This window comes from Bacteroides sp. MSK.20.12, assembly GCF_019052435.1.
GTDB lineage: Bacteria > Bacteroidota > Bacteroidia > Bacteroidales > Bacteroidaceae > Bacteroides > Bacteroides xylanisolvens.
The window spans coordinates 22,650-48,429 of the sequence record NZ_JAHQVH010000048.1 but is presented as its reverse complement, the minus strand read 5'-3'; the positions used below and the strand labels follow the sequence as shown (position 1 = coordinate 48,429).

Annotated in this window: 24 protein-coding genes, 1 tRNA gene and 1 pseudogene; 22 read left to right on the top strand and 4 right to left on the bottom strand. The window is 36.4% G+C overall.

Annotated features, from left to right (window positions below; genetic code table 11):
• The first annotated feature begins 240 nt into the window (after positions 1-240).
• From KTR06_RS20175 to KTR06_RS20155, 5 genes are all read left to right on the top strand, one after another.
• Positions 241-1,470: a site-specific integrase gene (locus KTR06_RS20175; protein WP_015531304.1), complete on the top strand. Its 1,230-nt coding sequence runs from the start codon at positions 241-243 to the stop codon at positions 1,468-1,470.
• 66 nt (positions 1,471-1,536) lie between these two features.
• Positions 1,537-2,535 (top strand): hypothetical protein, encoded by a 999-nt coding sequence (locus KTR06_RS20170; protein WP_229098082.1) that lies wholly within the window; start codon positions 1,537-1,539, stop codon positions 2,533-2,535.
• Between the two features lie 245 nt (positions 2,536-2,780).
• Positions 2,781-3,269: a hypothetical protein gene (locus tag KTR06_RS20165; RefSeq protein WP_015531306.1), complete on the top strand. Its 489-nt coding sequence runs from the start codon at positions 2,781-2,783 to the stop codon at positions 3,267-3,269.
• Between the two features lie 67 nt (positions 3,270-3,336).
• Positions 3,337-3,513: a hypothetical protein gene (locus tag KTR06_RS20160; RefSeq protein WP_015531307.1), complete on the top strand. Its 177-nt coding sequence runs from the start codon at positions 3,337-3,339 to the stop codon at positions 3,511-3,513.
• Positions 3,497-5,302, top strand: a complete 1,806-nt coding sequence (locus KTR06_RS20155) for a DEAD/DEAH box helicase family protein (protein ID WP_081030975.1) — start codon at positions 3,497-3,499, stop codon at positions 5,300-5,302. The genes KTR06_RS20160 and KTR06_RS20155 overlap by 17 nt, the downstream gene beginning before the upstream one ends.
• 152 nt (positions 5,303-5,454) lie before the next feature.
• Here KTR06_RS20155 and KTR06_RS20150 read toward each other — a convergent pair whose 3' ends face one another.
• Both KTR06_RS20150 and KTR06_RS20145 read right to left on the bottom strand, forming a co-directional pair.
• Complete coding sequence (locus tag KTR06_RS20150) at positions 5,455-6,273, bottom strand: helix-turn-helix domain-containing protein (RefSeq protein WP_015531308.1); 819 nt, start codon at positions 6,271-6,273, stop codon at positions 5,455-5,457.
• A gap of 208 nt (positions 6,274-6,481) precedes the next feature.
• On the bottom strand, positions 6,482-6,727 hold the full coding sequence (locus tag KTR06_RS20145) for a hypothetical protein (RefSeq protein ID WP_015531309.1): 246 nt from the start codon (positions 6,725-6,727) through the stop codon (positions 6,482-6,484).
• 760 nt (positions 6,728-7,487) lie between these two features.
• On the opposite strand from KTR06_RS20145, the gene KTR06_RS20140 reads away from it, so the two are divergent.
• The 10 genes and pseudogenes from KTR06_RS20140 (at position 7,488) to KTR06_RS20100 (ending at position 15,769) form a co-directional block, all read left to right on the top strand.
• Entirely contained in the window at positions 7,488-8,513 is a 1,026-nt protein-coding gene (locus KTR06_RS20140; protein ID WP_087306495.1) for a DUF3871 family protein, read from the top strand.
• A 56-nt stretch (positions 8,514-8,569) separates the two neighbouring features.
• Positions 8,570-8,830 (top strand): hypothetical protein, encoded by a 261-nt coding sequence (locus KTR06_RS20135; protein ID WP_008777325.1) that lies wholly within the window; start codon positions 8,570-8,572, stop codon positions 8,828-8,830.
• Between the two features lie 238 nt (positions 8,831-9,068).
• Positions 9,069-9,704 carry a recombinase family protein gene (locus KTR06_RS20130; RefSeq protein ID WP_007754395.1) on the top strand — a complete coding sequence of 212 codons (636 nt, stop codon included), beginning with the start codon at positions 9,069-9,071 and terminating at the stop codon, positions 9,702-9,704.
• Positions 9,705-10,271: 567 nt separating this feature from the next.
• Positions 10,272-10,613: a hypothetical protein gene (locus KTR06_RS20125; RefSeq protein WP_070612491.1), complete on the top strand. Its 342-nt coding sequence runs from the start codon at positions 10,272-10,274 to the stop codon at positions 10,611-10,613.
• Positions 10,614-10,630: 17 nt separating this feature from the next.
• The gene (locus KTR06_RS20120) at positions 10,631-11,029 is read left to right on the top strand and encodes a hypothetical protein (protein WP_141758160.1); all 399 of its coding nucleotides are present in this window, start codon (positions 10,631-10,633) and stop codon (positions 11,027-11,029) included.
• 98 nt (positions 11,030-11,127) lie between these two features.
• A complete protein-coding gene (locus tag KTR06_RS20115; protein WP_151928296.1) occupies positions 11,128-12,300 on the top strand; it encodes a hypothetical protein in 1,173 nt (390 codons plus the stop codon).
• Positions 12,301-12,369: 69 nt separating this feature from the next.
• Positions 12,370-12,609, top strand: a pseudogene (locus KTR06_RS24800) (hypothetical protein); the annotation flags it as partial.
• A gap of 97 nt (positions 12,610-12,706) precedes the next feature.
• Entirely contained in the window at positions 12,707-13,312 is a 606-nt protein-coding gene (locus tag KTR06_RS20110) for a hypothetical protein (protein WP_015531314.1), read from the top strand.
• A 7-nt stretch (positions 13,313-13,319) separates the two neighbouring features.
• The gene (locus KTR06_RS20105) at positions 13,320-14,615 is read left to right on the top strand and encodes a hypothetical protein (RefSeq protein WP_015531315.1); all 1,296 of its coding nucleotides are present in this window, start codon (positions 13,320-13,322) and stop codon (positions 14,613-14,615) included.
• Between the two features lie 455 nt (positions 14,616-15,070).
• Positions 15,071-15,769 carry a DUF4468 domain-containing protein gene (locus tag KTR06_RS20100; protein WP_015531316.1) on the top strand — a complete coding sequence of 233 codons (699 nt, stop codon included), beginning with the start codon at positions 15,071-15,073 and terminating at the stop codon, positions 15,767-15,769.
• A gap of 305 nt (positions 15,770-16,074) precedes the next feature.
• On the opposite strand, the gene KTR06_RS20095 is transcribed toward KTR06_RS20100, so the two are convergent.
• Positions 16,075-16,148, bottom strand: a tRNA-Met gene (locus KTR06_RS20095).
• A gap of 224 nt (positions 16,149-16,372) precedes the next feature.
• Here KTR06_RS20095 and KTR06_RS20090 point away from each other — a divergent pair.
• From KTR06_RS20090 to KTR06_RS20075, 4 genes are all read left to right on the top strand, one after another.
• Complete coding sequence (locus KTR06_RS20090; RefSeq protein WP_004299081.1) at positions 16,373-16,759, top strand: START-like domain-containing protein; 387 nt, start codon at positions 16,373-16,375, stop codon at positions 16,757-16,759.
• A gap of 76 nt (positions 16,760-16,835) precedes the next feature.
• Positions 16,836-18,734 carry an LptF/LptG family permease gene (locus tag KTR06_RS20085; RefSeq protein WP_217290757.1) on the top strand — a complete coding sequence of 633 codons (1,899 nt, stop codon included), beginning with the start codon at positions 16,836-16,838 and terminating at the stop codon, positions 18,732-18,734.
• A gap of 5 nt (positions 18,735-18,739) precedes the next feature.
• A complete protein-coding gene (locus KTR06_RS20080) occupies positions 18,740-19,957 on the top strand; it encodes a bifunctional 3,4-dihydroxy-2-butanone-4-phosphate synthase/GTP cyclohydrolase II (RefSeq protein ID WP_004309056.1) in 1,218 nt (405 codons plus the stop codon).
• Between the two features lie 82 nt (positions 19,958-20,039).
• Complete coding sequence (locus KTR06_RS20075; RefSeq protein WP_004306402.1) at positions 20,040-21,233, top strand: pyridoxal phosphate-dependent aminotransferase; 1,194 nt, start codon at positions 20,040-20,042, stop codon at positions 21,231-21,233.
• Positions 21,234-21,487: 254 nt separating this feature from the next.
• Here the strand turns inward: KTR06_RS20075 and KTR06_RS20070 are convergent, their stop codons facing one another.
• Positions 21,488-21,658 carry a DUF362 domain-containing protein gene (locus KTR06_RS20070; protein ID WP_002559159.1) on the bottom strand — a complete coding sequence of 57 codons (171 nt, stop codon included), beginning with the start codon at positions 21,656-21,658 and terminating at the stop codon, positions 21,488-21,490.
• Positions 21,659-21,838: 180 nt separating this feature from the next.
• Between KTR06_RS20070 and metA the strand changes: the two genes are divergently transcribed.
• Genes metA through KTR06_RS20055 form a run of 3 tightly spaced genes read left to right on the top strand, consistent with a single transcriptional unit; the run spans position 21,839 to position 25,763 of the window.
• Positions 21,839-22,756: a homoserine O-succinyltransferase gene (metA, locus tag KTR06_RS20065; protein WP_004314573.1), complete on the top strand. Its 918-nt coding sequence runs from the start codon at positions 21,839-21,841 to the stop codon at positions 22,754-22,756.
• Entirely contained in the window at positions 22,753-24,582 is a 1,830-nt protein-coding gene (locus tag KTR06_RS20060; protein WP_008025286.1) for a U32 family peptidase, read from the top strand. The genes metA and KTR06_RS20060 overlap by 4 nt, the downstream gene beginning before the upstream one ends.
• Positions 24,579-25,763, top strand: coding sequence for a hypothetical protein (locus tag KTR06_RS20055; RefSeq protein ID WP_008025284.1), 1,185 nt, complete (start codon positions 24,579-24,581; stop codon positions 25,761-25,763). The genes KTR06_RS20060 and KTR06_RS20055 overlap by 4 nt, the downstream gene beginning before the upstream one ends.
• The last annotated feature ends 17 nt before the right edge of the window (positions 25,764-25,780 follow it).

Below are 25,780 nucleotides of genomic sequence, written 5' to 3'. Positions count from 1 at the left end.
CAAATGCCTTATTCTTATCAAGTAGCGGGACCCGGGATTGAACCGGGGACCTCATGATTATGAACCTGCGTCTTCCAAAGGCTAAGCCTTTGAAAGCTACCAGCAGAGCTACTGAATATAAGTCATTTATGAAGATTTTGGCTTTTGCTAAATCTTATATCTGACTTCTAAAATATCTCCTATTTGCTTAGCGGTGTAAACCGTAGCGCAAACCAAAATGTGACAATAATATGTTACGTTATGGATGCTAATATAGGCATTATTTGTTTTAAATCAAAAGTTTTAGCTAATGGAGAACATCCGTTAATGTTGAGAATTAGCCAAGGTAAGTTACGTTACTTTAAATCTTTGGGAATTTCAATCAAAGCTTCTTGTTGGAATTTTGATAAGGAAGAACCTAAAAGAAACTATCCCAATCGTGAACAGTTATTGAATATCATGAATCAAACGAGACAAGAATATGTCAATATGATGTTTGAACTGAAAACACTTGGTAAAGACTTTACTCCACAATCTTTGGCTGAATACGTGGAACGAAGTTGTAATAAACAGAATGTGGGAGATTATATTCAATACATCATACAGTATATGACTGCCGAGAAACGGTTAGGTAATGCCAAAGCTTACATTAGTTGTTATAATTCTGTATTGAGATTCGCAGGTAACTTGGATATACCTTTCACGGATATTGATGTAAATTGGTTAAAGCGTTATGAACTTTATCTTCGTAAACGTGGTAATTCTGATAATACGATTGGAATACGAATGAGAGAATTACGTGCTGTTTATAATAAAGCAATAGAAGATAATGTGGTGAACGAGAAGTATTATCCTTTTGTAAAATTCAAAATATCTCATTATCGCAAGGGTAAATGTAAGAGGGCAATTACTAAGGCTGAAATACATAAAATAATGAATGTTGATTTAATGGAGATAACAACTTATTATAGTCCATTACTTTATTTGACTAAAGACTTATTTTCTTTTAGTTATCTTGGTTGTGGTATGAATATGATTGATATAGCATATTTGAAGTATTCAGATATTGTGAATAATCGAATATGCTTTGTACGACATAAGACAAAGCAGCCTATTACATTTCAACTTTTACCTCAAGCTGTACAAATTGTAGATAAATATAGGAAACCAAACTCACAACTGAATGATTATGTTTTCCCAATATTAGACCGTAATTTTCATATTACTGAACAACAGCAATATGACAGGATTAGAAAAGTGATAAAAGGCATGAATAAAGCTCTTAAAAAGATAGGGGCTCATTTGGATATTAGTATTCCGCTGACAACCTATGTTGCACGTCATTCATTTGCAACGGTATTAAAACGTTCTGGTGTAAACATCGCATTGATAAGTGAATCATTGGGACATACAAGTTTGTCAACGACACAGTATTATCTTGATAGCTTTGAAAATGAGCAGATAGATGAAGCAATGAAGAATCTTCTTTAAAATAAAATGTCGCTTTGCTTTTATGGTGAAGCGACATTTTTTATTTTTGTGACAAAGTTTGAAAATATGGAATATCAAATAATACCAATCAATACGATAAAACGAATCGAATCATGGCTGAATAGTGAAGTGGGATTCAGCCGTTCAATGTTTCATAATGAACTGGACTATATATCTGATGTGTATCTTTTGGGTAATAAGTTCCCAATAGAAATACAGGATTTGTACTTGTCAATAAAGAAGGAAGAGCAGGAGATTCCCTATCCAAATTGTGGGACAGATGAGGACAAATATGAATTTAGCATGACTGTGGGACAGAATTTAGTCCTTGAAAGTGGTAATTTTAAAGCCGAGTATATTGAAACGTTGTGGAATACATACAATAAAAATGAGGACGAAGCCTATGAACAGCAAGACCAAGATGTATTTTACGCTATTCTTCTTATTATAAGTATCTACTATAAATACACACAGACCAATGGCTATTTTGATTTTGAGGATTATATTGCTGACCCAACGCAACTAAAGTATAGTTATTCTGTCAGACCGGATATGCTACGTCTTTACAAGATGTTTCATGAGAAGAAAAAGACCAAGAGTAATATTGTCACGATTGAATATAACAAACAGAAAATAGAGCTTACGAATGATGATAGTTGGTTTCTCAATATGATAACTCCATATCTTGATAAATATTTAGGAGTTTCAACTTTGGAAGAAGCGGAAACGGAATTGGATAAAGATTATCCCAGTATAGGTAAAAGAGGGAGGAAGCGCGAAAATGCGATACTTGATACGATAACTCTTAGTATATATAACCTACTACGCCACTCATCATTTGCAGCCAAAGGTAAAGGATTAACAGATAACGAGGGGAATTTTATTCTTGAGTTACTGAAATATCTCAAACTGATTGATGAGGACAGTCCTAAAAATGACATATTGAATTTGCGGGCTACAATCAGGAACTTACAAAAATATGAAGTTCGTCCAAATTGGTGGAAAATCCCCATGTGCAAAATGTCTCCCAATAATCCAGTTGAACATTTAAAATCATATTGGTAAAACATATAAAGATAAAAAATGATAGCCTTTATTTAATTGATGATTATTGTGCAAATACATATAATTTGTTGATATATTGTGATTTATGATATTTGTGATTACATAAAGAATTAAGCATAAAAAAAGGGATTTCTTTATGTTTTTTTCTTCATTTCATACGCTTCTATTTCTCCGTAGTTTTGCAGCGTAATCAAAGACAAAGGTGCGCACCTCGTTTGAGATTCATTAATGTTTAATTTTTTAAAATGAAGATTATGAATTTAGAATTTGGAGAAAAAAAAGTAGTTAAGTCTTATGACAATGAAGGTGCAATGCAAACTGTAAAGGCAATGATGAAAAGAGGTGAGCAATTGAATGTTAAGTTTTACACTAACAAGGATAACTATCCATGTGCTTGGATTGAATCCAAAAAGATTCAAGGTTTCTGTTTGATATTGAATCAAGAAGGATTAAGTTGGTTACGTACTTATTTGGAAACAGGACAAGCGGAAGATTTTGGTTTTAATCCTAATAGTGTTACGGCTTATAGTGAAGGAGAAGATAAGGATTTTCAACTATCAATTTTTAAGCAACTGATTTTAGCGGGAAAAGCATTACAATTTGTTCCTACGTTTCGTGAGTATGGAGCGAAAATTACTGCCAGTGCTTTTTTCAGAAAAGGAAAGATTTTCTTCCGGTTGGAAAGGACAGAAGAGTTATATGATTATTTATTGGAAAAAGAATTGATAGCATAATTGAATTATTAACGGGGGAAGGCGCAATTCCTTCCCTATATTTATAAATCTATTAAAATTTAAAATTATGAAAAAGTTAAATGTAAAGCCAGTAGAAGAGTTGTCCCAGTTCATTAATGAAGCTAATACTCCTGGAAATTTGTTGCAAGATGCACCTGATTTTGATGCAATCAAGCAGGAAGAATACGAAAATGAAGGAATGGATGTGATAGACGTTAATGAGGAAGATGACAATAGAAATTAATCTTAGTGAGCTCGGTAAGGTGCAATACCTTACCGAAGTTCTTCCCGAAATTCCTACGAATACTATTCTTTATAAGAAGTTGACCGGACTTGGTGCTACCTATGGAGAAATCACAGCAAAACGTAACTCGATTATCATTGAGCCGAATGTTCCTGTTATAATTGGTAAGTGCAATGACCCTAAGCATAAAGATGATAATCTGTTCGGAGTATATGAAGGTGTATATACTGACGATATTGTAAACTACTTGGAGAAGAGCAAGAAGAAGTATTATAAGATACTTACTACTCCCGAAAGTTTTCAGAAAGTAAAGGACGCATTTGAAGAACTGGAAATGAGTGCGCATTGTTCTTGTTTTCTTCTGTTTGATGAATGTCATAAGCTAGTGAAGGATGCGGATTACCGGAGTGACATAACACTACCGATAGATGATTTCTTTAAGTTTGACCAAAAAGCATTGGTTTCTGCCACACCGATAGAATTGAATGACCCTCGATTTAAGGAGCAGAACTTTCAGACGATAGAAATACAGCCGACTTTCGATTATAAAAAGGAGATTTGGCTTCATCATACGAATAATACGCTGCAAGCATTTAAAGATACACTATCCAAGCTAAACAATGAGGAAGCTGCACCACTTCCGATTTGTGTGTTTATCAATTCAACTGATATTATATATTCATTGATGAAGCAACTAGATTTATTGGAAGATTCCGCAGTCTTTTGTGCCCCAAAGAGTGTTGATAAGTTGGGAAGGAATAAATTTACCAATGCCTATGAACAGTGCAGCATTGATAAAATGAAACGGTACAATTTTTTCACTAGCCGTTTTTTCAATGCTGTGGATATTGAGTTAGAACAGAAACCTCATGTAATAATGTTAACCGATGTTTACTTTGCAGAACATACAATGATAGACCCTTATACTGATGCTATCCAAATGGTTGGACGATTCAGAAATGGTGTATCATCAATTACACATATTAGTAACGTTAAAGAAGGTATACCACAAAGAACGAAAGAAGAAATAAAAGGATATATTGTTTGCAGCAAGGAGATATATCGAACAATGAAGAACTTTTATGATTGTGCAGCAGACAGGGCTTCCCGTGATGCTTACCGTGCTGCACTGGAAAGTCTTCCTTTTAATAAGATGCTTGATAGGAACGGGAGAGAGAATTGGTTTGCAATAGACAACTACATAGATGAGGAATTGATGAAAAATTATTATTACGATAAAGGCTCTCTAAACGAGGCATACGATAATTGTTATTCATTTATTTCTTATCAACATGGATTTTACTATTCGATAGGTGACTTTGAGCGGTTAAAGAGGGAAAATAAATCTCAATCCATTAAAGACAAGCGTAAAGAGATAGTCCGCCAGTTGGAGATGTTGGGAAATTGTGCTACTGAAATGGAATTGGAATACAAGCGGGATTTGATTGCGGCTGATTCATTTATTGTTGAAGCTTATGATACGGTAGGTAAAGAAGTGATTGAACAACTCAAATATTCCAAAAAGAAAATCACGGAAGCCATGATACAGAAGCAATACAGTGAGAAGGCAACCGGAACAGAGGTAATCCGCTTAATAAAGAACTCATTTACTGTTGGTCAAAAATACACTCGTAAATATATCAAAGAAGAAATAAAGAGAATTTATGCTCTATTGAATATACATCCCCCTAAAGCCATAACAAGTAAGACTATAAGCGATTTTTTTATGGTGTCCGAATGCAAAGTCAGAGGTGAAAGATGTTATTTGCTGATTGAGGAAATATTATAATGCGAAGGACATTTTTTTAAGAAAAGTACTTTTATAGACCCTGTTCGAAAAATGTCCCTTACTTTGAAATAATCGACTAAAAGAATAATTTGGTAGCAAAAAGGAGATTCGCTCCGTGATGAGTGAATCTCCTTTTTTGCAAAGGTTAATTTTTACATGATAAGAGTAACCTTTGGTGGTATGGGACGAGGTTTTTCCACGATATTTACCTTCAAGACTTTAGCTAAATACTTCCAAGTACAAACAGTTCCTTCCGGTATTTTTCGTTTTTTTAGTGCTGCTGCTAAAAATGGTAATGCGCTATAATGGTCGATGATTTTTCCTACTATTTTTTTATTATATGGTGGTATTGTAATGTTTTGTGATGCGAAAAAATCAGCCATTGGTATATATACCTTTGTATAAACTTCGTCATCATCCTTTCCTTTGGCAATATCTATTTTGAATAAATGTGCGTTTGTAAGTGTGTATCCGTTTTGCTCTTCTTTTATCAGTTCTTTGTCGATACACTGATTGAGATAAGAATCTAAGGTCGGGCGGGATATATTTAGTTTCTTGCAGATTTCACTTTTGTTGTATCCTGTGTAATTGGTGTTGTTTAGGCAGATACATTTTAATAAGATGAGGAAAGCTTTGAGTTTGTTAGGAATGTTTTCTTCCAATAAATCCAAGTCAATTCTAATCCAGTCAATTTGCGGTTTGTATAGATAATACGTACAGGTATTGAACACGCCTTTGTTACCAATGTTCTGTTGTGTATCTTTCCGTAGTAACCCTTTCTTTATTAGTTTCTCGATATGCTTGGATATATATTCGGTCTTGCTTATTCCTGTCAATTGGGATAGCGTTTCAAGCTTTACGTGTGAAATATAAGTGTTGTAATCTGATTTCGCTAATAAACAAAAATAAGTATATGCTTCATTTGTTGTAAGCCCTATGGCTAGGCTTGCCGGTATTATTCTGTATCCCATAGTTGGCAAATGGTTGTCCGTTGATAAAATAAATAATCTTCTTTTTTAATAATCTGTTGAAATTGGAAGTTCCGAGACTTATTTTGGCTTCCTTTCTGTCTATATAAGTTTCATTGGTTAGTTGATTTACATACATGAAAAAAATAAGATTTAGAATGTGCTTTTGACTTCTGAAAGAAGGCAATGCTTATTAGTTATTTTCCAATGGTTAGTAGTATAGTCCACCCTGTTTTTTTACATGAGCGTGCCCCTGTTTTTTTACAAGTTGTTTTTTCGGAGTATAAGGATATTTTTCTGCAACTTTTGCTAGTCGTTCGAATAGTTCGGGGTATTTCTTTCTTAAATAATCTCTGTCTATTTTGATTGTTACTTTGCGATGAATGATGTGCTCTGTTGTTTCATCTGTAAGGGTGGTACTTGTGTCAGGTGCTATTGGGATTCTTGTCTCAATCATGGGATTTTAAATAAAATGTTTTTCTAATGTGGTTAATCTGTATTCTTTGTTTCTGATAGCCTTGTGTCTGTATCCATACACCGATATGGACTTTATTATCTCTGATTCCGTATTTTAAGGCTAATTCACGTAATTCTTGATAGGTATATACTTCTGACATGGTAGGTAATATAAAGAAATTTTCATAACCACAAGCGGTAGGGCAGACGTCAAATTGCCCTACTTTTTATGGTTATGCTACAAAAATGAAAAAGGTCGTCTAATACTAGTATATAGGCGACTGCAATAAAATCTATCAGACATGGCTTTATCTATGAAAGACTGCGAAGAAATGAATTTACCACATTGATAGTAATTGGGAAATGGAGATAAAAAGCCCTCAATGCAATACGGTAATCCTTCCTTCATGGGATACACAAATTTACGAATAATTGGGGAAGCTAAAAAATGAATGATACTCATTTTTCAAACATTGGTTGTATGGTTATGCCACATTCTGTAATGGTCTAAAGTAGTTCCATTTGTGGAGAGTAGAAAGATATGCGTGCAATAAAGTATAGGTACTTATATATAATACCCCCTACCTATAAAAATAGGAGCTTAAATATATATCAGCTTACTTCTCCTATGATTTACAGAATTGAAAGTTACATGAACACGTGAAGAGTAGTTCTAACAACCCCCTAGGGTAGTTGGAAGAAAAGTGAAATATCTATTCTCCACGTAATCAATTTATAAATCATTTAAAATTTTATTTGTTATGAGAAATCTACAAATTATTGGCAATGTGCCACAGGTAAGAAGAGAAAGTAACTTTGGTGAATATGCAGAAGAAGCAACAATAATCGAAGAACAACCAAAAGTTAAAAAAGAGAATCCTCATTTCTTGGAAGCTAATACACTAGAGGTAACAATGCAACATTTAAAAGAAGATTGTATTACACCCGTATTCGCCAAAGATAATGAGCTTACAATTCCTCACCCTGCATTTATTGATACTGTTTATGACGCTGCAAATACGTTTTTCAGTGGTGAAAGTATTGATAAGCCCGATATTCGTGTAAGTCACATTATCAAGGGGAGAATACCCGAAGCAATACACAAACCTGCAAATCAACTTCTTGAAAGTGATAAGACTATCTACTACGAAAGATGTGCTTTTATTATTCAGATTCCTACGATTTACGAAACGGTGAACGGGAATAAGTTAATATTAACTATTGGTGGTGTTCGTGCTTATAATCACACTAATCTTTATTCAAAGAAAGGAGCAGAACGCTTTAAAGTGTTTATTGGCTTTACTTGTAAAGTTTGTACAAACTTGTGTGTATCAACAGATGGTTTTCTTAGTTGTTTGGAAGTTACTAATACTAAAGATTTATATCAAGCAGTATTGGAAATGTTTCAGAGTTACCAACCTGCAAAACATCTACACTTAATGCAAACACTTGGTAACTCATATCTCACAGAACATCAATTTTGCCAATTACTTGGAAGAATGAGACTTGGTCAATCATTACCACAAGGTTATCAAAAAGATATTCCTAAAATGCTTATCACTGATTCACAAATAAATACAGTTGCAAAAGCATATATCAATGATAAGAACTTTGGGAGCTTGGGGAATGATATTAGTATGTGGAAATTGTACAATCTATTGACAGGAGCAAACAAGAGCAGTTATATAGATTCATTCTTGGATAGAGCGGTAAACGCAACCGAAATAGCAACGGGAATAAATGCCGCTTTGCATGGAGACACTAAATATAAGTGGTTTATTGATTGATTAAACAGGGGAATATTCAGAAATGGGTATTCTCCTATTTTATTAATTGTATTGCAATGGATAAAAAGAAAGAAACTATGGTTAGTAAGATTGAATATCTGAAAGAAACAATTTGTCATTGTGAGAATAATCTCCAATATATAAAGAGGTTACAAGCATTGAAATATTGGTTGCTGAAATTAGATGTCTTATTGGATAATTCCAATGATGAGATTTATAGAAAGTATTTCTATTCAGATAAGGGACATTCTTTCTTTGATAGAATCTGTTTATCAATAACAGATTATCAATATGGAAATAAACCGTTCAATTATTAATCTATTTAAAATAAAGAATCATGTTTTATTATAGGATACTTGTTTGGCTCTTTTGGGTGGTATTGTCTTTTATAACAGGTTGTGTTCCGTTAATCTTGCTTGTTCTTTTAGTTGGTTTATGGGATATTGAGGAAGCGAATAAACCTCGTTAGTGTTCAAAACTGGAATGTGTTCAAATAAATCTGCAAAGTTGCTTTGAACACATTCTTTCATGTTATCAATTTAATCAAAGAATAAAATGAAAACAGCCGTAATATACGCTCGTGTTTCGTCAAGTAATGACAGACAGGACACGAGCAGACAAATAGAGGATTTAAAGAAATATGCTATCTCACAGGATATAGAAATTGTGAATATATTCCAGGAGCATATTTCAGGTGCAAAGAAAATAGAGGAAAGACAGATTTTAGGGGAATGTTTAGAATACTGTAAACGTGAATCTGTGAATATCCTACTTTTGTCTGAATTGTCAAGACTAGGAAGAAGTACATTACAGGTTCTTCGCTCTTTGGATATATTGCATGAATCGAAAGTGTCGGTTTACATACAGAACTTGGGCTTATATACTTTGCAACCAAATGGGGAAGTTAATCCAATAGCTTCTATCATGGTGACAGTACTTGCAGAAATGGCAAATATCGAAAGAAGCAATATTCAATACCGTTTGAATAGTGGTAGGGCAAATTATATTGCCAAAGGTGGTAAACTTGGCAGAAAGACAGGTTCAACCAAAACGGATGATAAGAAAAAAGAGGAATATAAAGAAGTCATTGCTTTACTAAGAAAAGGCTATTCAATCAGAAATATAGCTAAGCTACAAAGTATTGGTATTTCCACCGTTCAACGGATAAAAAATCAGTTTATAAAGCCATAAGCATGAAATATCGGTGGGGTGGAAAAATTCAGAGATTTAGTTTTTATATGGGTGGTCTTGAATTTTTCCACTACCATGGATTTATAAAGAAGGGATAGCTCTCAACTTTTAATAAACAATAGTTCTTGCTATTACGAACGCTTTTCGTAACTTTGTGGCAATTTCAGATACCTAATGTGTTGGGGCTGAAAGGACATATTAGTTAACGAAGAGCGTTTAAGATATTATCTCATATTGGAATCTGGACAATTTCGAAGGTTGAAGATAATAGGCAAGAACGCTCACGTCAATGTTATATACCTATCTTGTTAAGATAGTCTATATATCGTTTGGCGTGGGCTATTGTTTATTATTCAACCTTGGGCAGTCCAGAGCCTCAATATGGTAATATTCAATAGTTTCCACGCCTTTTAATTTTTAATAGTATCTGAAGGAAACAGGGTACATAAAACGATATATAACTACGGATCAGACAGTCAGTACAAATTTTAGCTACTATCTTTTAAGTAGCCAATTCATTTTTTGAGCAGTTTATATTTTGATTTACTAACAGAAAAATAATTAGATATGGGATTCTTTAATTTTGGAAATAATAGTAAAGCAGAGATTCAATCTTGTGCATTAAAAATAAGTACAGGTTTAGGACAAATAGAACAAGAATATGCTTCTTCTAGTGGTCAAGCTACACCTATGGTAAAAGGTATTGCTTCAGCGTTACAAAATGAGGTTAGAACATTGGAACGATTGTTAAAACCAAATGGAAGAACTGACTGGAATCTATATAACTCTATTGCTGTAAAATGGTATGATGGAAGTGAAATTCCATTTCGACTATTTGAAGCAAGATTAAATAATGAAGCTAGAGTTTTGAAAACCCAAACAGGTATTGATATTGCTATTTGGTTGTAAATTTAAATAAAATACGTATGCCAACATTAGAACAACGGAAAGCTGTATTTAGAACAATTTTTGATATTGCTATTCATAACAAAAGAGAATTGAGTAATAATCATAAATATTGTTTAATAAGGTGGGGACAGTCTTTTCTTCATCTTTCTATTATTGAAATGCAGGAATGTTTATCTCCTACTATGTCAAATGGATTTGCTAACTTTCAACAGTTAAGCAATTTAGATAAAGAGTATCAAATTGAATTTAGGAAGTTATTATATGCCATACTAAATTATAGTCAAATACCAACTGTGCAGGAAATAGAGGATTTTAATTCTGTGCTATCTGTCATTGAAAATAGGTATAATCTTCCTAATTCGTATTCTAACTTTGAAAATTCAGTATATAATACCACACCACTAAAGGAATGGTGATTATGTTTGTGCAGTAAATTCCCAATATAAGAATAATACATTAATTATTAATGTTTCTTGTATTGGGAGTTCTTTACCAGTATAATCCTAATAAAATAATGAGGAAAATTTTATATTGTATATTGCTAATGTTCTTATGTTCTATTCTATCTTGTGATAGGAAAAGACAATCAAGTGAACAGGACATGAAAGATTCGTTAGTAGCAGCTAACTTTATGAAATGTGCAAAGTTTCTATATAGCACTTTCTTGGCTCCCTCTAATTTGGAAGAACAGGAAGAATATGTAACATTCCCTATTTTTAAGAAGCTATATCCATTAGAGAATGATTTAATTGATACGGTTTGTGCTGTTTGGTTAGATTATACGATTGAAGATTCTTGTACACAACAGTCTGTTATTAATAAAGATTCTCATGATATTGCAGTTACTGCATTACTTCAAGCTTATATTGAAGCGAAACAAATTCAACTACCTCAAAATCCCGTGGATAGGTATAGGTGTATAGATAGTATCATTACTAATAATCTTATTCCAGATGCAGAACTAGAAAAGGACTGTGGTAATCAAATGCAAATAAATGCAAGTTTCAATATTAGTGAAATTTGGACAGAATATTTACGTTATCATTATGAGAAACTGTTAGAAGAACTGTTGAAGAAAAAGAGTATTTCATTACCATTGCAAACAGAACAAGAAGCATTTGATAAACTATTGGAAGCTCAAATTAGTTATTTTGATTCTATTGGATATGGTGGTGGTTCAGCTTCTTCTATGGCATATAGCCAATTGTGTGATGAAATGTATGCTATACATCTTAAAGGAACTTTGGATTTATACTTTGCATTACAAGCAGAGAATTATAAGCCTGATAAAGTTTATAAGCCAATCTCAAATAGTATAATCATACAGGAATATAATACAATATTTCACGCCATAAATAACAAAAATTACTATGATTATTTGGATATAGGTTCAAGAGAAAAAGCTAAAGCATGTCTTTCAAATGAACAGAAAGCATGGAATAACCTTATGAAAGTAAGAAAAAGCACTTCGAGAAGATTGCAAGGTAGAATAAAGTCTGTGTATGATAATGCAACTTATCGGTTACAACGCTACCATTTGATTCAGCTAAAAAATGCTTTTGAAGGATATGGGGCAATGTCTAATGATGTTTATTTATGTTTGTTATCTGATACTTGCAGTTACGATGAATTACTGCACTCTCCTAATTTTTTCGTAAAATGGGATTCTAAAAGTATGAAAGAATAATATACTGTTTACTATGAACACAGATTTAATCTATGTATTATTAATACTGTTTCTATCTTGTACTAGTAGATTGATTCAGAAGTAGAACAAGGTAATAGAATTGTCAAGAAAGATATTACAGACCATAGTTATACTATTGAAGGCAATACTAAGGGTGATAGATATTTTTACAGTAAAGCTATTTGTAAGAAGGCTTATGAGCGTGAGATTATTGTAACAGTGAAGTTGGAGTATACGAGGTCTGTTAAAAAGCAAGCAGAAGAAATAGTTGACAACAATATTCACTTATATAATCTACCAAGAGAATAATAAAATTGCAGTTTATTTCTTTAGTTGAAATTGATGTTAGGAATGATATGAGAAATAACCAATAATACATTTGTCAAATATTATTTTAAGTACAAATATGGAAGGTTGGATAGTGTTAGGATTAATATTGATAGTTATCGCATATCTCTTTGGTAGAATAGGGTTCGCTGTTGAGGAAGACAAAGAACGGTCAGAATATGCAAAAACAAATGAAACTATAGATAAGGCGATTAATGCAGAAGATAACAAGACACGGAATTTAGTTATCAATACATTAAAAGAGATTGGTTGTCAACCAGAAGTTGATGATAAGGATAGAATCTGTTTTAAATACCAAGGTGAGGAGTTTTTTATAGATGCAGATAATGACTATCTGTTTGTCACTCTTTGGGATACTTGGTGGCTATGTGTCGATTTGGATAATGCCAATGTTGAGCATTTGAAGGAAGCAATAAATCTGAATAACATAAGAAATATTGTTTCCACTGTTTATTCCATAGATGAAGATAATAAGCAAATGGGAGTACATTGCAAGGCAGTAATTCTATTTGTTCCTTCCATAATAAATATAGGAGATTATTTGAAAATTGTACTGGATGATTGCTTCAAAGCTCATGACTTACTAAAAGAACAGTTTATACGTCTTAATTTTAAACAAGAAAAACATGAAAGCCCACGGGTAGTCGTTAAAGGATTTAATTAATAATATCATGAAGAAGTTTTTTAGTTCCATATTTAATGCTCATCCTCAAGTAAAGAACATCTCTAAAGATAAAGAGGATGATTTGATTGATAGATTGGAAAATGAAACGTATCTATCAAATGAATTTAGATTTCAACACCAAAATGAAAAGTATCAATTACGAGCCACTCCTAATGAGAAAGTAACTTTAGGAGTACTACTTAATAGAACTTTTGACATAAGGCAAGAAGAGGTTTCTGATTTATATATTGTCACAGACAACATTCATGAGAAAAAAGGGATACTTGTTGTAGACAGCAATGAAATCTGGAGTTTTGATTTATGCAATGCAGTCCTTATCAAACAGGACAATGGAGATATGGGCTATAGATTTAGTGAAAATGTCATTTTGTCTATTTCCTATAGGAAGGGATATGTCAAACAAGAAGATGATGATAAGTCCATTAGCAGAGTGAACGACAATATCATTGTACACCTAAGAGGATGTGGAGGTGGAAAGGAAACATGGTTTATCCGTGCATCTATCATGTTACCAACATTCAGCCATGAAGGAGATAAGACATATGCCAGAAATGCGAATCAACCTCAAACACTGAGTGTTTTGTTTGCCTATGACCATACAAGCCCACAGCAAAGGATAGAGGAATATAAGGCTATTCATGACAAAGCAATTGAAAAATTCAACAATAGAGAAGAATTGGATTTTTATGAATATTGTATTATGTCTCAAATGACGCTTGCCATTGGAAAGGATTTTTATTGGGGTAATGAAGTTTTGAAAGAAAATAGATATTGGGATGCAATTGTGTATTTGGAAAATGTATATCATGCTTTGAGAGAAAGTTGGCTAAGGGGTAGCATTACAGATGATGATAAAAGAATGTTTTATCAAACCTGTTATCTCATTGGATATTGCTATGCAGAAATGGGTTTATATGAGAAAGCCCTTTTCTTTCTGGAAATAGTTCGTCCCTTAAATAACATTAGATACAACATAGAATACATAAATTGTTTGGCAAATAGTAGAGATATAAGAGCAATTAATACAATCCATAATGAACTTAATCAATTGGCGCAGTTAAAAGAAAGTGAGATTACGGATGGCATTATATTTTATCACAATTTCCTACGTAGGAGAAGAGCATATACTTTTGTTGATATGGGACGGTTGGATGATGCAGAGGAAGCATTTAAGGAAATGCTGAATGAAGATGCAAATAAGGAATATGCCAAAGGTGAACTGGAGTATATTCAAGAATTGAAAAAACTAAAAGGCATAAATAATATTGCATCAGAAGAATAATATGAAGGTAGAATTATTAAATAAGAAATAATGGGAATTATATTACTTAAAATGCCTCAATGGCTAATTAGTGTGTTTAATTGGTTTACACTATCTTCTATGAAAAAGATAATTATTACCCAAATGCTCATAGCTATTATAATTACTATGTTTGATAAGGCATGCGAGATAATACTAAAAGGACCTTGTGTTTGGGATATACAAGATGTTGTGGCATTCATTATATTAGATACCGTATTAATAATTAAACAAATGAATTATTTGTAAATATTGAGTAAAACAGCATTTGAAGAAATTCATTTGCTGTTTTTTTTATTGTTCTATCAATAATTACAACACATCTTTTACAACAAGGCTTGTTAGAAAATATATATAATAAAATCTGATTAATTAATTTGTTTTTTGTACATTTGAACACAAAAATACATCATACTAATAGTAAGCTTCAAGTCAACATGAAAAAGATTATTTTTATAATGTTATTAGGATTAGTCTGTAATACAATTAATGCCCAAATTGTAACTAAACAAGAATTAGAAGAATATACTAATATAGGGGATATGTCTTGGTCAGCTAAGGCTAAGGAGCTATCTAATGAATATAAGCTGAATGAATTGGGTGAACTATCATTATCGGTTATAAAAGAGTATAAAGGTCAGTCCAAATCTCAATTATATCGCAAAATTATAGATTGGGTCATATCTATGTCTTCTGATGCAAAGTCAGCTATACAGGTTTCAAATGAGGAAGAAGGAACAATCATGGCACGTTGTTATCTGCCTAATATTGCAAAACGGACTATGGGAGATAACTCATATAGAGTAAGTATTCGACCACTTATTAAATTTGATTTTAAAGAAGAACGTATTCGAATGACATATACTTTACAGAACTATGAGGTATTGAAGATAAATGACGATAGTGGATATGTCATAATGTTTGGTGGTGGTTTTGGTGTAACAGGTAATGGCGTTACTAAAGATACCCAAATATGGGCACTTTCTGATTGCTTTCCATTTACAGAAAACAGACAACATCCTAAAGTGACCTCATCACGAGCTTTTGTTTATTCACTATCATGTTATAAAATCCTTGTAGACAAAATTGATACAGTTCTAAAGAAGCCATTGCAAACAAGTAATGATGATTGGTAATTATCCTATAAATGTAACTTTGACATTTTGAATTAATATCTCTTTGGTATGGTGGTAACTAACATGGTTATCACTATTTGAAGAAATTCATTTGCTGTTTTTTATAGAATAGCAATGTCGTGCAATTGTATTATTAATCTTTTCAATTAAAATTTGAAAGTAAAATAGTATCTTTGTAGAGATAAAATTTGTTGAACCATGTTACATTGAATTTGACGCTGGCGCAAACCATAGCGCAAACCGGAGCTAAAAAAGAAAAAGGCACCCAGAAGTGGAAGCCTCCCAAATGCCTTATTCTTATCAAGTAGCGGGACCCGGGATTGAACCGGGGACCTCATGATTATGAATCATGCGCTCTAACCAGCTGAGCTATCCCGCCATCGTTTCTCGATTGCGGGTGCAAAGATAGATGATTTTTTATAATCTCCAAAACAATTCATAACTTTTTTGTGTTTTTTCTTTAAGAAGGGTTTTGATTTTCCCTATAAACAGGGAGTTTGAGGTCCGATAATGAAAGAATAATTAAATAAAGTGTCTGATTTATGCGATGTATTTAGAAAAAAGTATTTATCTTGGCACACGTAAAAACAATTCGAAATTGCTATGAAAAAGGAAAAGATTCATTTGGAGTATTTGTTGAATGCAACGTCTAAAAATATTCTTTGGGGAGCTATTAGTACACCGACCGGGTTGGAGGACTGGTTTGCCGACAAAGTTATTTCTGACGATAAAATAGTAGAGTTTCATTGGGGGAAGACAGAACAGAGGAAAGCAGAGATTATTGCCATTCGCTCTTTCTCTTTTATCCGCTTCCGTTGGCAGGATGATGAAAACGAACGCGATTATTTTGAAATCAAGATGACTTATAATGAGCTGACTAGTGATTATGTGCTGGAAATTACTGATTTCGCAGAGCCGGATGAAGTGGATGATATGAAAGAATTGTGGGAGTCACAAGTAGCTAAATTAAGAAGAACTTGTGGTTTTTAGTTAACTTTCAACTAAAAATTTTCGATGCTCCTTTTTTTGTGCTAATTTTGCATCCTAATTGCACGAACCTATTAAGATGCTACGCATAAAGAAATTAGATATATTCATCGTAAAGAGTTTTTTGATGCTCTTTATTGGTACATTCTTCATCTGTCTGTTCATATTCATGATGCAGTTCCTGTGGAGATATGTAGACGAATTGGTCGGAAAGGGATTGGAGATGAGCGTAATGGCTCAATTCTTCTTTTATTCCGCGTTAACATTAGTGCCGGTATCGTTGCCATTGGCAGTGCTACTGGCTTCTTTGATTACTTTCGGTAACTTTGGCGAGCGTTATGAATTGCTTGCGATGAAAGCCGCAGGTATTTCTCTCCTTAAAATCATGCGTCCGCTTGCTTTCTTCGTTTGCGGACTTGTCGGTGTCTCATTCTATTTCCAAAATGTAGTAGGTCCTATCGCCCAGGCTAAATTGGGAACCCTGATCCTTTCGATGAAACAAAAATCTCCGGAGTTGGACATTCCGGAAGGAGTATTCTATTCTGAAATCAAGGACTATAATTTAAAGGTAGCTAAGAAGAACCGGAAGACCGGTATGCTATATGATGTGCTGATTTATAGTATGAAAGATGGCTTTGAGAAAGCACGTATTATATATGCTGATTCCGGGCGTTTGGAGATGACCGCGGATAAACAGCATCTTTGGCTGCATTTGTATAGCGGAGATTTATTTGAGAATCTGAAAGCTCAAAGTATGAAATCGGAGAATGTACCTTATCGACGCGAGGAATTCAGGGAAAAACATACCATTATTGAGTTTAATTCCGATTTCAATATGGTTGATGGTGAGATTATGGGTAAGCAGTCCAGTGCTAAGGACATGGCGCAGTTGCAGAGTTCCATTGACTCGATGACGGTTGTGGGAGATAGTATCGGACGACAGTATTACAGGGAAGTGGCAGAAGGAAATTTCCGTCCTTCTTATGGATTGACAAAAGAAGATACGGTCAAAATAGAAAAGGCGGATATTCATGAATATAATGTAGACAGCCTTTACGAAGTAGCCTCTTTAACGCAGAAACAGAAGGTGATTTCTTCTGCTGTCAGTCGTGCGGAGAACGTGGCTAACGATCTTGGGTTCAAGAAATTCACGATGGAGAACAATGATTATAGTATTCGAAAACATAAGACGGAATGGCATAAGAAGATAACGATTTCACTTTCTTGTCTGCTGTTCTTCTTTATCGGAGCTCCGTTGGGCGGTATTATCCGTAAAGGAGGTCTGGGAATGCCGGTCATCGTATCAGTGTTGGTGTTTATCATTTATTATATCATTGATAATACAGGATATAAAATGGCCCGCGACGGTAAGTGGATTGTTTGGATGGGGATGTGGACAAGTAGCGCAGTCCTTGCCCCGTTAGGAATCTTCCTTACTTATAAATCGAATAAAGACTCTGTGGTGCTTAATGCAGATGCCTATATCAACTGGTTTAAAAAGATTGTGGGAATTCGTAGTGTGCGCCATATATTTAAGAAAGAAGTGATTATTCATGATCCTGATTACGTACGTCTGACGGGTGATTTGGAACAACTTTCGGCAGAGTGTAAAGCGTATGCCGCCAGGAAACGATTGGAAAAAGCACCGAATTACTTTAAGTTGTGGATGGCGAGTGAGGATGATAACGAGGTGATGGCAATCAATGAAAAGCTGGAAGCGTTGGTTGAAGAAATGTCCAATACGAAATCTGCCACTTTGATCGGTGCATTAAACAATTATCCGGTTATTTCCGTTTCTGCTCATGTGCGCCCGTTCCATATATATTGGTTGAATCTGGTAGCCGGAGTCATTTTCCCTATCGGTTTATTTTTCTATTTCCGCATCTGGGCGTTCCGCGTTCGTCTGGCTAAGGATATGGAACGGATTATAAAGAACAATGAACAAATTCAATTCATCATACAGAAAATCAATAAATAAGTGTTATGAAAGAGACTATTAAAATGGATAGAATAGAAGATGCGATTGCCGACTTCAAAGAAGGCAAGTTTGTCATAGTAGTGGATGATGAAGACCGCGAAAACGAAGGCGACTTGATTATTGCAGCTGAAAAGATAACTCCCGAAAAAGTAAATTTCATGTTGAAACATGCACGTGGCGTACTTTGTGCACCTGTCACAGTGTCTCGTTGCAAGGAGTTGGATTTACCGCATCAGGTAAGTGACAATACTTCCGTGTTGGGAACTCCTTTTACGGTTACCATTGACAAACTGGAAGGCTGTACAACAGGTGTTTCCGCTTCCGACCGTGCCGCTACTATTCAGGCGTTGGCCGATCCGACTTCTACACCGGCTACTTTCGGGCGTCCCGGACACATCAATCCGTTGTACGCGCAAGAAAAAGGAGTACTTCGCCGTGCCGGACATACAGAAGCTACGATTGATATGGCTCGTCTGGCAGGACTTTACCCCGCAGGTGCCTTGATGGAAATCATGAGTGAAGACGGAACAATGGCACGTTTGCCCGAACTCCGTCAGATGGCAGACGAACACGGGCTGAAACTGATTTCTATCCATGACCTGATCGTTTATCGCCTGAAACAGGAATCCATTGTAGAAAAAGGAGTAGAAGTAAATATGCCTACCGAACACGGAAAGTTCCGTCTGATTCCTTTCCGCCAGAAATCAAACGGATTGGAGCACATGGCTATATTTAAAGGAACATGGAGTGAAGACGAACCGATCTTGGTACGTGTCCATTCCTCTTGTGCTACTGGAGATATCCTTGGCTCACAACGTTGTGACTGTGGCGAGCAACTGCATAAAGCGATGGAAATGATCGAAAAAGAAGGAAAAGGCGTGGTGGTTTACCTCAATCAGGAAGGACGTGGCATCGGTCTGATGGAAAAGATGAAAGCATATAAGCTGCAGGAAGACGGTATGGATACCGTTGACGCGAATATTTGTTTGGGACACCTTGCCGATGAGCGTGATTACGGAGTAGGCGCACAAATCCTTCGTGAACTGGGAGTACACAAAATGAGACTTTTGACAAATAATCCGGTGAAACGTGTTGGTTTGGAAGCATACGGATTGGAGATAGTAGAAAATGTACCTGTTGAAACAGTTCCTAATCCGTATAATGAACGATACTTGAGAACAAAGAAAGAAAGAATGGGGCATACTTTACATTTTAATAAGTAAATTGCCAATTTGTTTTCATATATCAAATATTATCGCTTATTTTGCAACGATTTTCACTCAACAACAATAAAATAGATACAAAATGAATCAATTATCAGATCGTTTGAACAGCTTGTCGCCATCGGCGACGCTTGCCATGTCGCAAAAGAGCAACGAGCTCAAGGCACAGGGTGTTGATGTTATTAACTTAAGTGTAGGAGAACCGGATTTTAATACTCCTGACCACATCAAAGAAGCTGCGAAAAAAGCCATAGATGATAACTTTTCTCGTTACTCTCCGGTACCGGGTTATCCGGCTTTGCGCAATGCTATTGTTGAGAAACTGAAAAAAGAAAACGGTCTGGAATATACAGCCGCTCAAATTTCGTGTGCCAATGGTGCCAAACAATCTGTTTGTAATACCATCCTTGTATTGGTAAATCCGGGTGACGAAGTTATCGTGCCGGCTCCTTACTGGGTAAGCTACCCGGAAATGGTGAAAATGGCAGAAGGTACTCCCGTAATTGTTTCGGCAGGTATCGAACAAGATTTCAAGATTACTCCGGAACAGCTGGAAGCAGCTATTACTCCGAAGACCAAAGCATTGATTCTTTGTTCTCCGTCTAATCCGACAGGTTCTGTATATACAAAAGAAGAATTGGCCGGATTGTCAGCAGTATTGGCTAAACATCCGCAGGTGATAGTAATCGCTGACGAGATTTATGAACATATCAATTATATTGGTGCACATCAGAGTATCGCTCAATTCCCAGAAATGAAGGAACGTACAGTGATTGTAAACGGTGTATCCAAGGCTTACGCTATGACAGGATGGAGAATCGGTTTCATTGCCGGTCCGGAATGGATTGTAAAAGCTTGCAACAAGTTGCAAGGTCAGTACACTTCAGGTCCTTGTTCTGTTTCTCAAAAAGCTGCTGAAGTGGCATATACAGGAACACAAGAACCGGTAAAAGAAATGCAGAAAGCATTCCAACGCCGTCGTGACCTGATTGTGAAGTTGGCTAAGGAAGTTCCGGGATTTGAGGTAAACGTTCCGCAAGGTGCTTTCTATCTGTTCCCGAAATGCGATGCTTTCTTTGGAAAGAGTAACGGCGAACGTAAGATTGCAGATTCGGATGATTTGGCAATGTACTTGCTTGAAGAAGCTCACGTGGCTTGTGTAGGTGGTGCCTCTTTCGGTGCTCCTGAATGTATCCGTATGAGTTATGCTACAAGCGATGAAAATATCGTAGAGGCTATCCGTCGTATCAAAGAAGCATTGGCTAAGTTGAAATAAGAGTTCACCACAGATTACACAGATTGACACAGATTGAAAAGAGATTGTCTGTTTGAAAAATATTAGATTAATAAAATCATCCTTACTACAGTATGCAGTAAGGGTGATTTTTTGTTTAAGGAACTTCTTTGTATTTTTCTATCCGTTTGATTGTGAATTAATCTGTGTTAATCTGTGTAATCTGTGGTGAAGAAAGAGCAATAAAAAAGGCTGCCTTCCATAGAAAGCAGCCTATACTCTTTTTGTAACTTGTATTATTCAGCCGGGTGAATTGCTTCAGACGGACAAACGTCTGCACAAGTACCACAGTCAGTACATACATCTGGGTTGATAGAATAGATATCACCTTCAGAGATAGCTTCTACCGGACACTCGTCAATGCAAGTTCCGCAAGCAATACAATCGTCACTAATTACGTATGCCATTTTTCTAAGATTTAAATTATTAGTACTAATTTCTCCGGCAAAAATAAGGCTTTTATTGATTGGTTGTTATGCTTCTATGTTTAAATTGACTTAATTTGTACGTCTTCTAAATAAGCTACCTCCCTATAATCTGCTATATTTTTCGTATTTTTGCACTCAAATTACTAATATATAGCGATTATGCCTTTAAATTTACCCGATAAACTACCTGCGATAGAGCTTTTGAAGGAAGAGAATATTTTTGTGATCGACACTTCCCGCGCTACGCAACAGGATATTCGTCCGCTACGGATTGTGATTCTGAATCTGATGCCGTTGAAAATTACAACGGAAACAGACTTGGTGCGCTTACTCTCCAATACACCTCTTCAGGTGGAGATTTCATTTATGAAGATCAAGAGCCACACGTCAAAGAATACGCCGATAGAACACATGAAAACGTTCTATACGGATTTCGACCAGATGCGTCACGAGAAGTATGATGGTATGATTATCACCGGAGCTCCTGTAGAACAGATGGACTTCGAGGAGGTGACCTATTGGGATGAGATTACGGAAATCTTTGATTGGGCACGTACGCATGTCACTTCTACCTTATATATATGCTGGGCTGCGCAGGCCGGATTGTATCATCATTATGGAGTTCCTAAATATCCGTTGAAAGAGAAGATGTTCGGTATCTTTGAACATCGGGTATTGGAACCTTTCCACTCCATCTTCCGTGGTTTTGATGATTGTTTCTATGTGCCGCATAGCCGTCATACAGAAGTACGCAGGGAAGACATTCTGAAAGTTCCGGAATTGACGTTGCTTTCCGAATCGGAAGATGCCGGTGTCTATATGGCAATGGCACGGGGCGGTCGTGAATTCTTTGTCACGGGACACTCCGAATATTCTCCGCTGACACTGGACACGGAATACCGTCGCGATCTCGATAAAGGCTTGCCGATAGAGATGCCCCGCAATTATTATATAGACAATGATCCTGAAAAAGGCCCGTTGGTACGTTGGCGTGCTCATGCTAATTTGTTGTTCTCCAATTGGCTGAACTACTTCGTTTATCAGGAAACACCTTACAACATCAACGATATTCAATGATAAAGCAGCGTAAAATAGAACTTCTCGCTCCGGCGAAAAACCTGGAATGTGGCATTGAAGCTATCAATCATGGGGCAGATGCAGTATATATCGGTGCTCCGAAGTTCGGTGCCCGTGCGGCGGCTGTGAACTCATTGGAAGATATTGAAGCATTGGTGCAACATGCCCATTTGTATCATGCACGTATTTATGTCACGGTCAATACGATTCTGAAAGAAGAAGAGTTGAAAGAGACGGAGGAGATGATTCATGCACTTTATCGGATTGGCGTAGACGCGCTGATTGTGCAGGACATGGGGATCACGAAGTTGAATCTTCCTCCGATACCGCTTCATGCCAGTACACAAATGGACAACCGTACACCGGAAAAAGTAAAATTCCTTTGGAAGGCGGGTTTCCGGCAAGTAGTCCTGGCGCGGGAACTATCGTTGCGTGAAATAAAAAAGATACACGAAAATTGTCCGGAAGTGCCTTTAGAGGTATTCGTACATGGGGCACTTTGTGTCAGCTATAGCGGGCAGTGCTATGTCAGCCAAGCCTGTTTCGGTCGTAGTGCCAACCGGGGAGAATGTGCGCAATTCTGCCGGTTACCTTTTAGTCTGGTAGACGCGGACGGGAAAGTGATTGTCAAAGACAAACATCTGCTTTCCCTGAAAGATATGAATCAAAGTGACGAACTGGAGCAATTGCTGGATGCCGGAGCTTCCTCGTTCAAGATAGAAGGGCGGCTGAAAGACGTTTCTTACGTGAAGAATGTAACGGCCGCTTATCGTCAAAAGCTGGATGCCATCTTTGCCCGTCGTCCGGAATATGTAAGGGCTTCTTCGGGTACGTGCAATTTCGAGTTTAAGCCGCAACTGGATAAGAGTTTCAGCCGTGGATTCACACATTATTTCCTGCATGGACGTGACAAAGAGATTTTCTCTTTCGACACTCCCAAGTCGTTGGGCGAGGAGATGGGGACTGTGAAGGAGATTCGCGGCAATTATCTGACGGTTGCGGGACTTAAATCCTTTAACAATGGAGACGGTGTTTGTTATATCGACGAACAGGGACGTTTACAGGGATTCCGCATCAACCGGGTGGACAGCAACAAACTATATCCACAGGAAATGCCTCGCATCAAGCCTCGTACCACATTATATCGTAATTTCGACCAGGAATTTGAACGAGTGCTTTCCCGTAAGTCTGCCGAAAGGAAAATCGCAGTGCGAATGTTGCTTGCCGACCATCATTCCGGTTTCTCTTTGACATTGACTGACGAAGATGATAATAGAGTCACAATCACCCTTCCACGTGAAAAAGAGCCGGCCCGGACTCCGCAGACGGACAACCTGAAAACGCAACTGTCCAAATTGGGGAATACGCCTTTCGAAGCAAAAGAAATAGAAATCTCTTTTACCGACAACTGGTTTCTGCCGGCTTCGGTATTAGCCGATTTCCGCCGGCAGGCAATCGACCGGTTAATAACTGCCCGTCGAATCAATTACCGTCAGGAATTGTCGGTATGGAAGTCAACCAATCATGCTTTTCCACAAACGACGCTAACCTATCTGGGAAATGTCATGAATACTCGTGCAGCCTCTTTCTATCAGGAGCATGGGGTTCAACAGGTAGCAGCGGCTTACGAAAAAGAAGCGGTGGAAGATGCGGTACTGATGTTCTGCAAACATTGTTTGCGTTACAGTATGGGATGGTGTCCCATCCATCAACGGGTACGTTCACCTTATAAAGAACCCTATTACCTGGTGTCAAATGACGGCAAACGTTTTCGTCTGGAATTTGATTGTAAGAATTGTCAAATGAAAGTAAAAGCGGCTCAATGAGAATCATTATTCACAATTTTCACCACAGTTTTCACCACAGAGGACGCAGAGGACACAGAGGATATAGTGGAGGTAACATCTTCACTCATTCTTCTGATACAGACTGTTTGAGTGTTTTTTGGAAAAAGTGTAGAAAGTTTTTCTCTTTACCTTCTTTCCCCTTTTTACCCTCTTTATCCTTTTTATCCTCTGTGTCCTCTGCGTCCTCTGTGGTGAAAATAGTGATGAAAACAGTGATGAACCTCCTACTATGTTTACTTTTGCTCTCATCTTGTTATTATAAAGCACCGGCTTTGGATTCGGAAGAACTGTCGAAGAAGACGAAAGACTCGTTGACTTACTTGTACGAACGGCATTATACATGGAATACAAACTTGGAAGTAGTCGATGATTCCATCTCTTTGGAATGTCTTCCGATAAAAGATACTTTTATTCAGTTGAATAAAGGGGATAGGGTAGTGGTGGCAGAGTTTGCGGTTCACCCTGCCGATAGTGTAGACAGTGTTTGGGTGAAGCTGGCTCACACACAGGATGAACAGGGCTGGATACGTGAAAAAGAACTCAAGAAGTCATTTGTGCCGACTGATAGTATTTCGCAGGCCATTCATCTTTTCAGTGATACGCATGCTTCTTATTTCATTATCATCTTCGCTTTATTCGTCGGTGTATATCTGTTTCGCGCTTTTCGTCGAAAGCAGTTGCAGATGGTCTATTTTAATGATATAGATAGTGTTTATCCGTTATTTCTCTGTTTGTTGATGGCCTTCAGTGCAACGATTTACGAATCGATGCAGGTCTTTGTGCCGGAAACGTGGGAGCATTTTTATTTCAATCCTACTTTGTCGCCGTTCAAAGTTCCTTTTATTCTCTCTGTCTTCTTGTTGAGTATTTGGCTGTTTTTGATAGTCGCTTTGGCGGTGCTGGATGATTTGTTCCGACAGTTGACTCCCGCTGCAGCTATCTTTTATCTGCTGGGGTTGATGTCTTGCTGTATTTTCTGCTATTTCTTCTTTATCCTGATGACACATATTTATATCGGTTATCTGTTCCTTGCCTTTTTTATGCTGGTTTTTGCGAAGAAAGTCCATCGGAACATTGGGTATAAGTATCGTTGTGGGCGTTGTGGGGAAAAGTTGAAGCAAAAAGGTGTATGCCCCCATTGTGGAGCTATCAATGAGTAATTTTATTATCTGTTTTA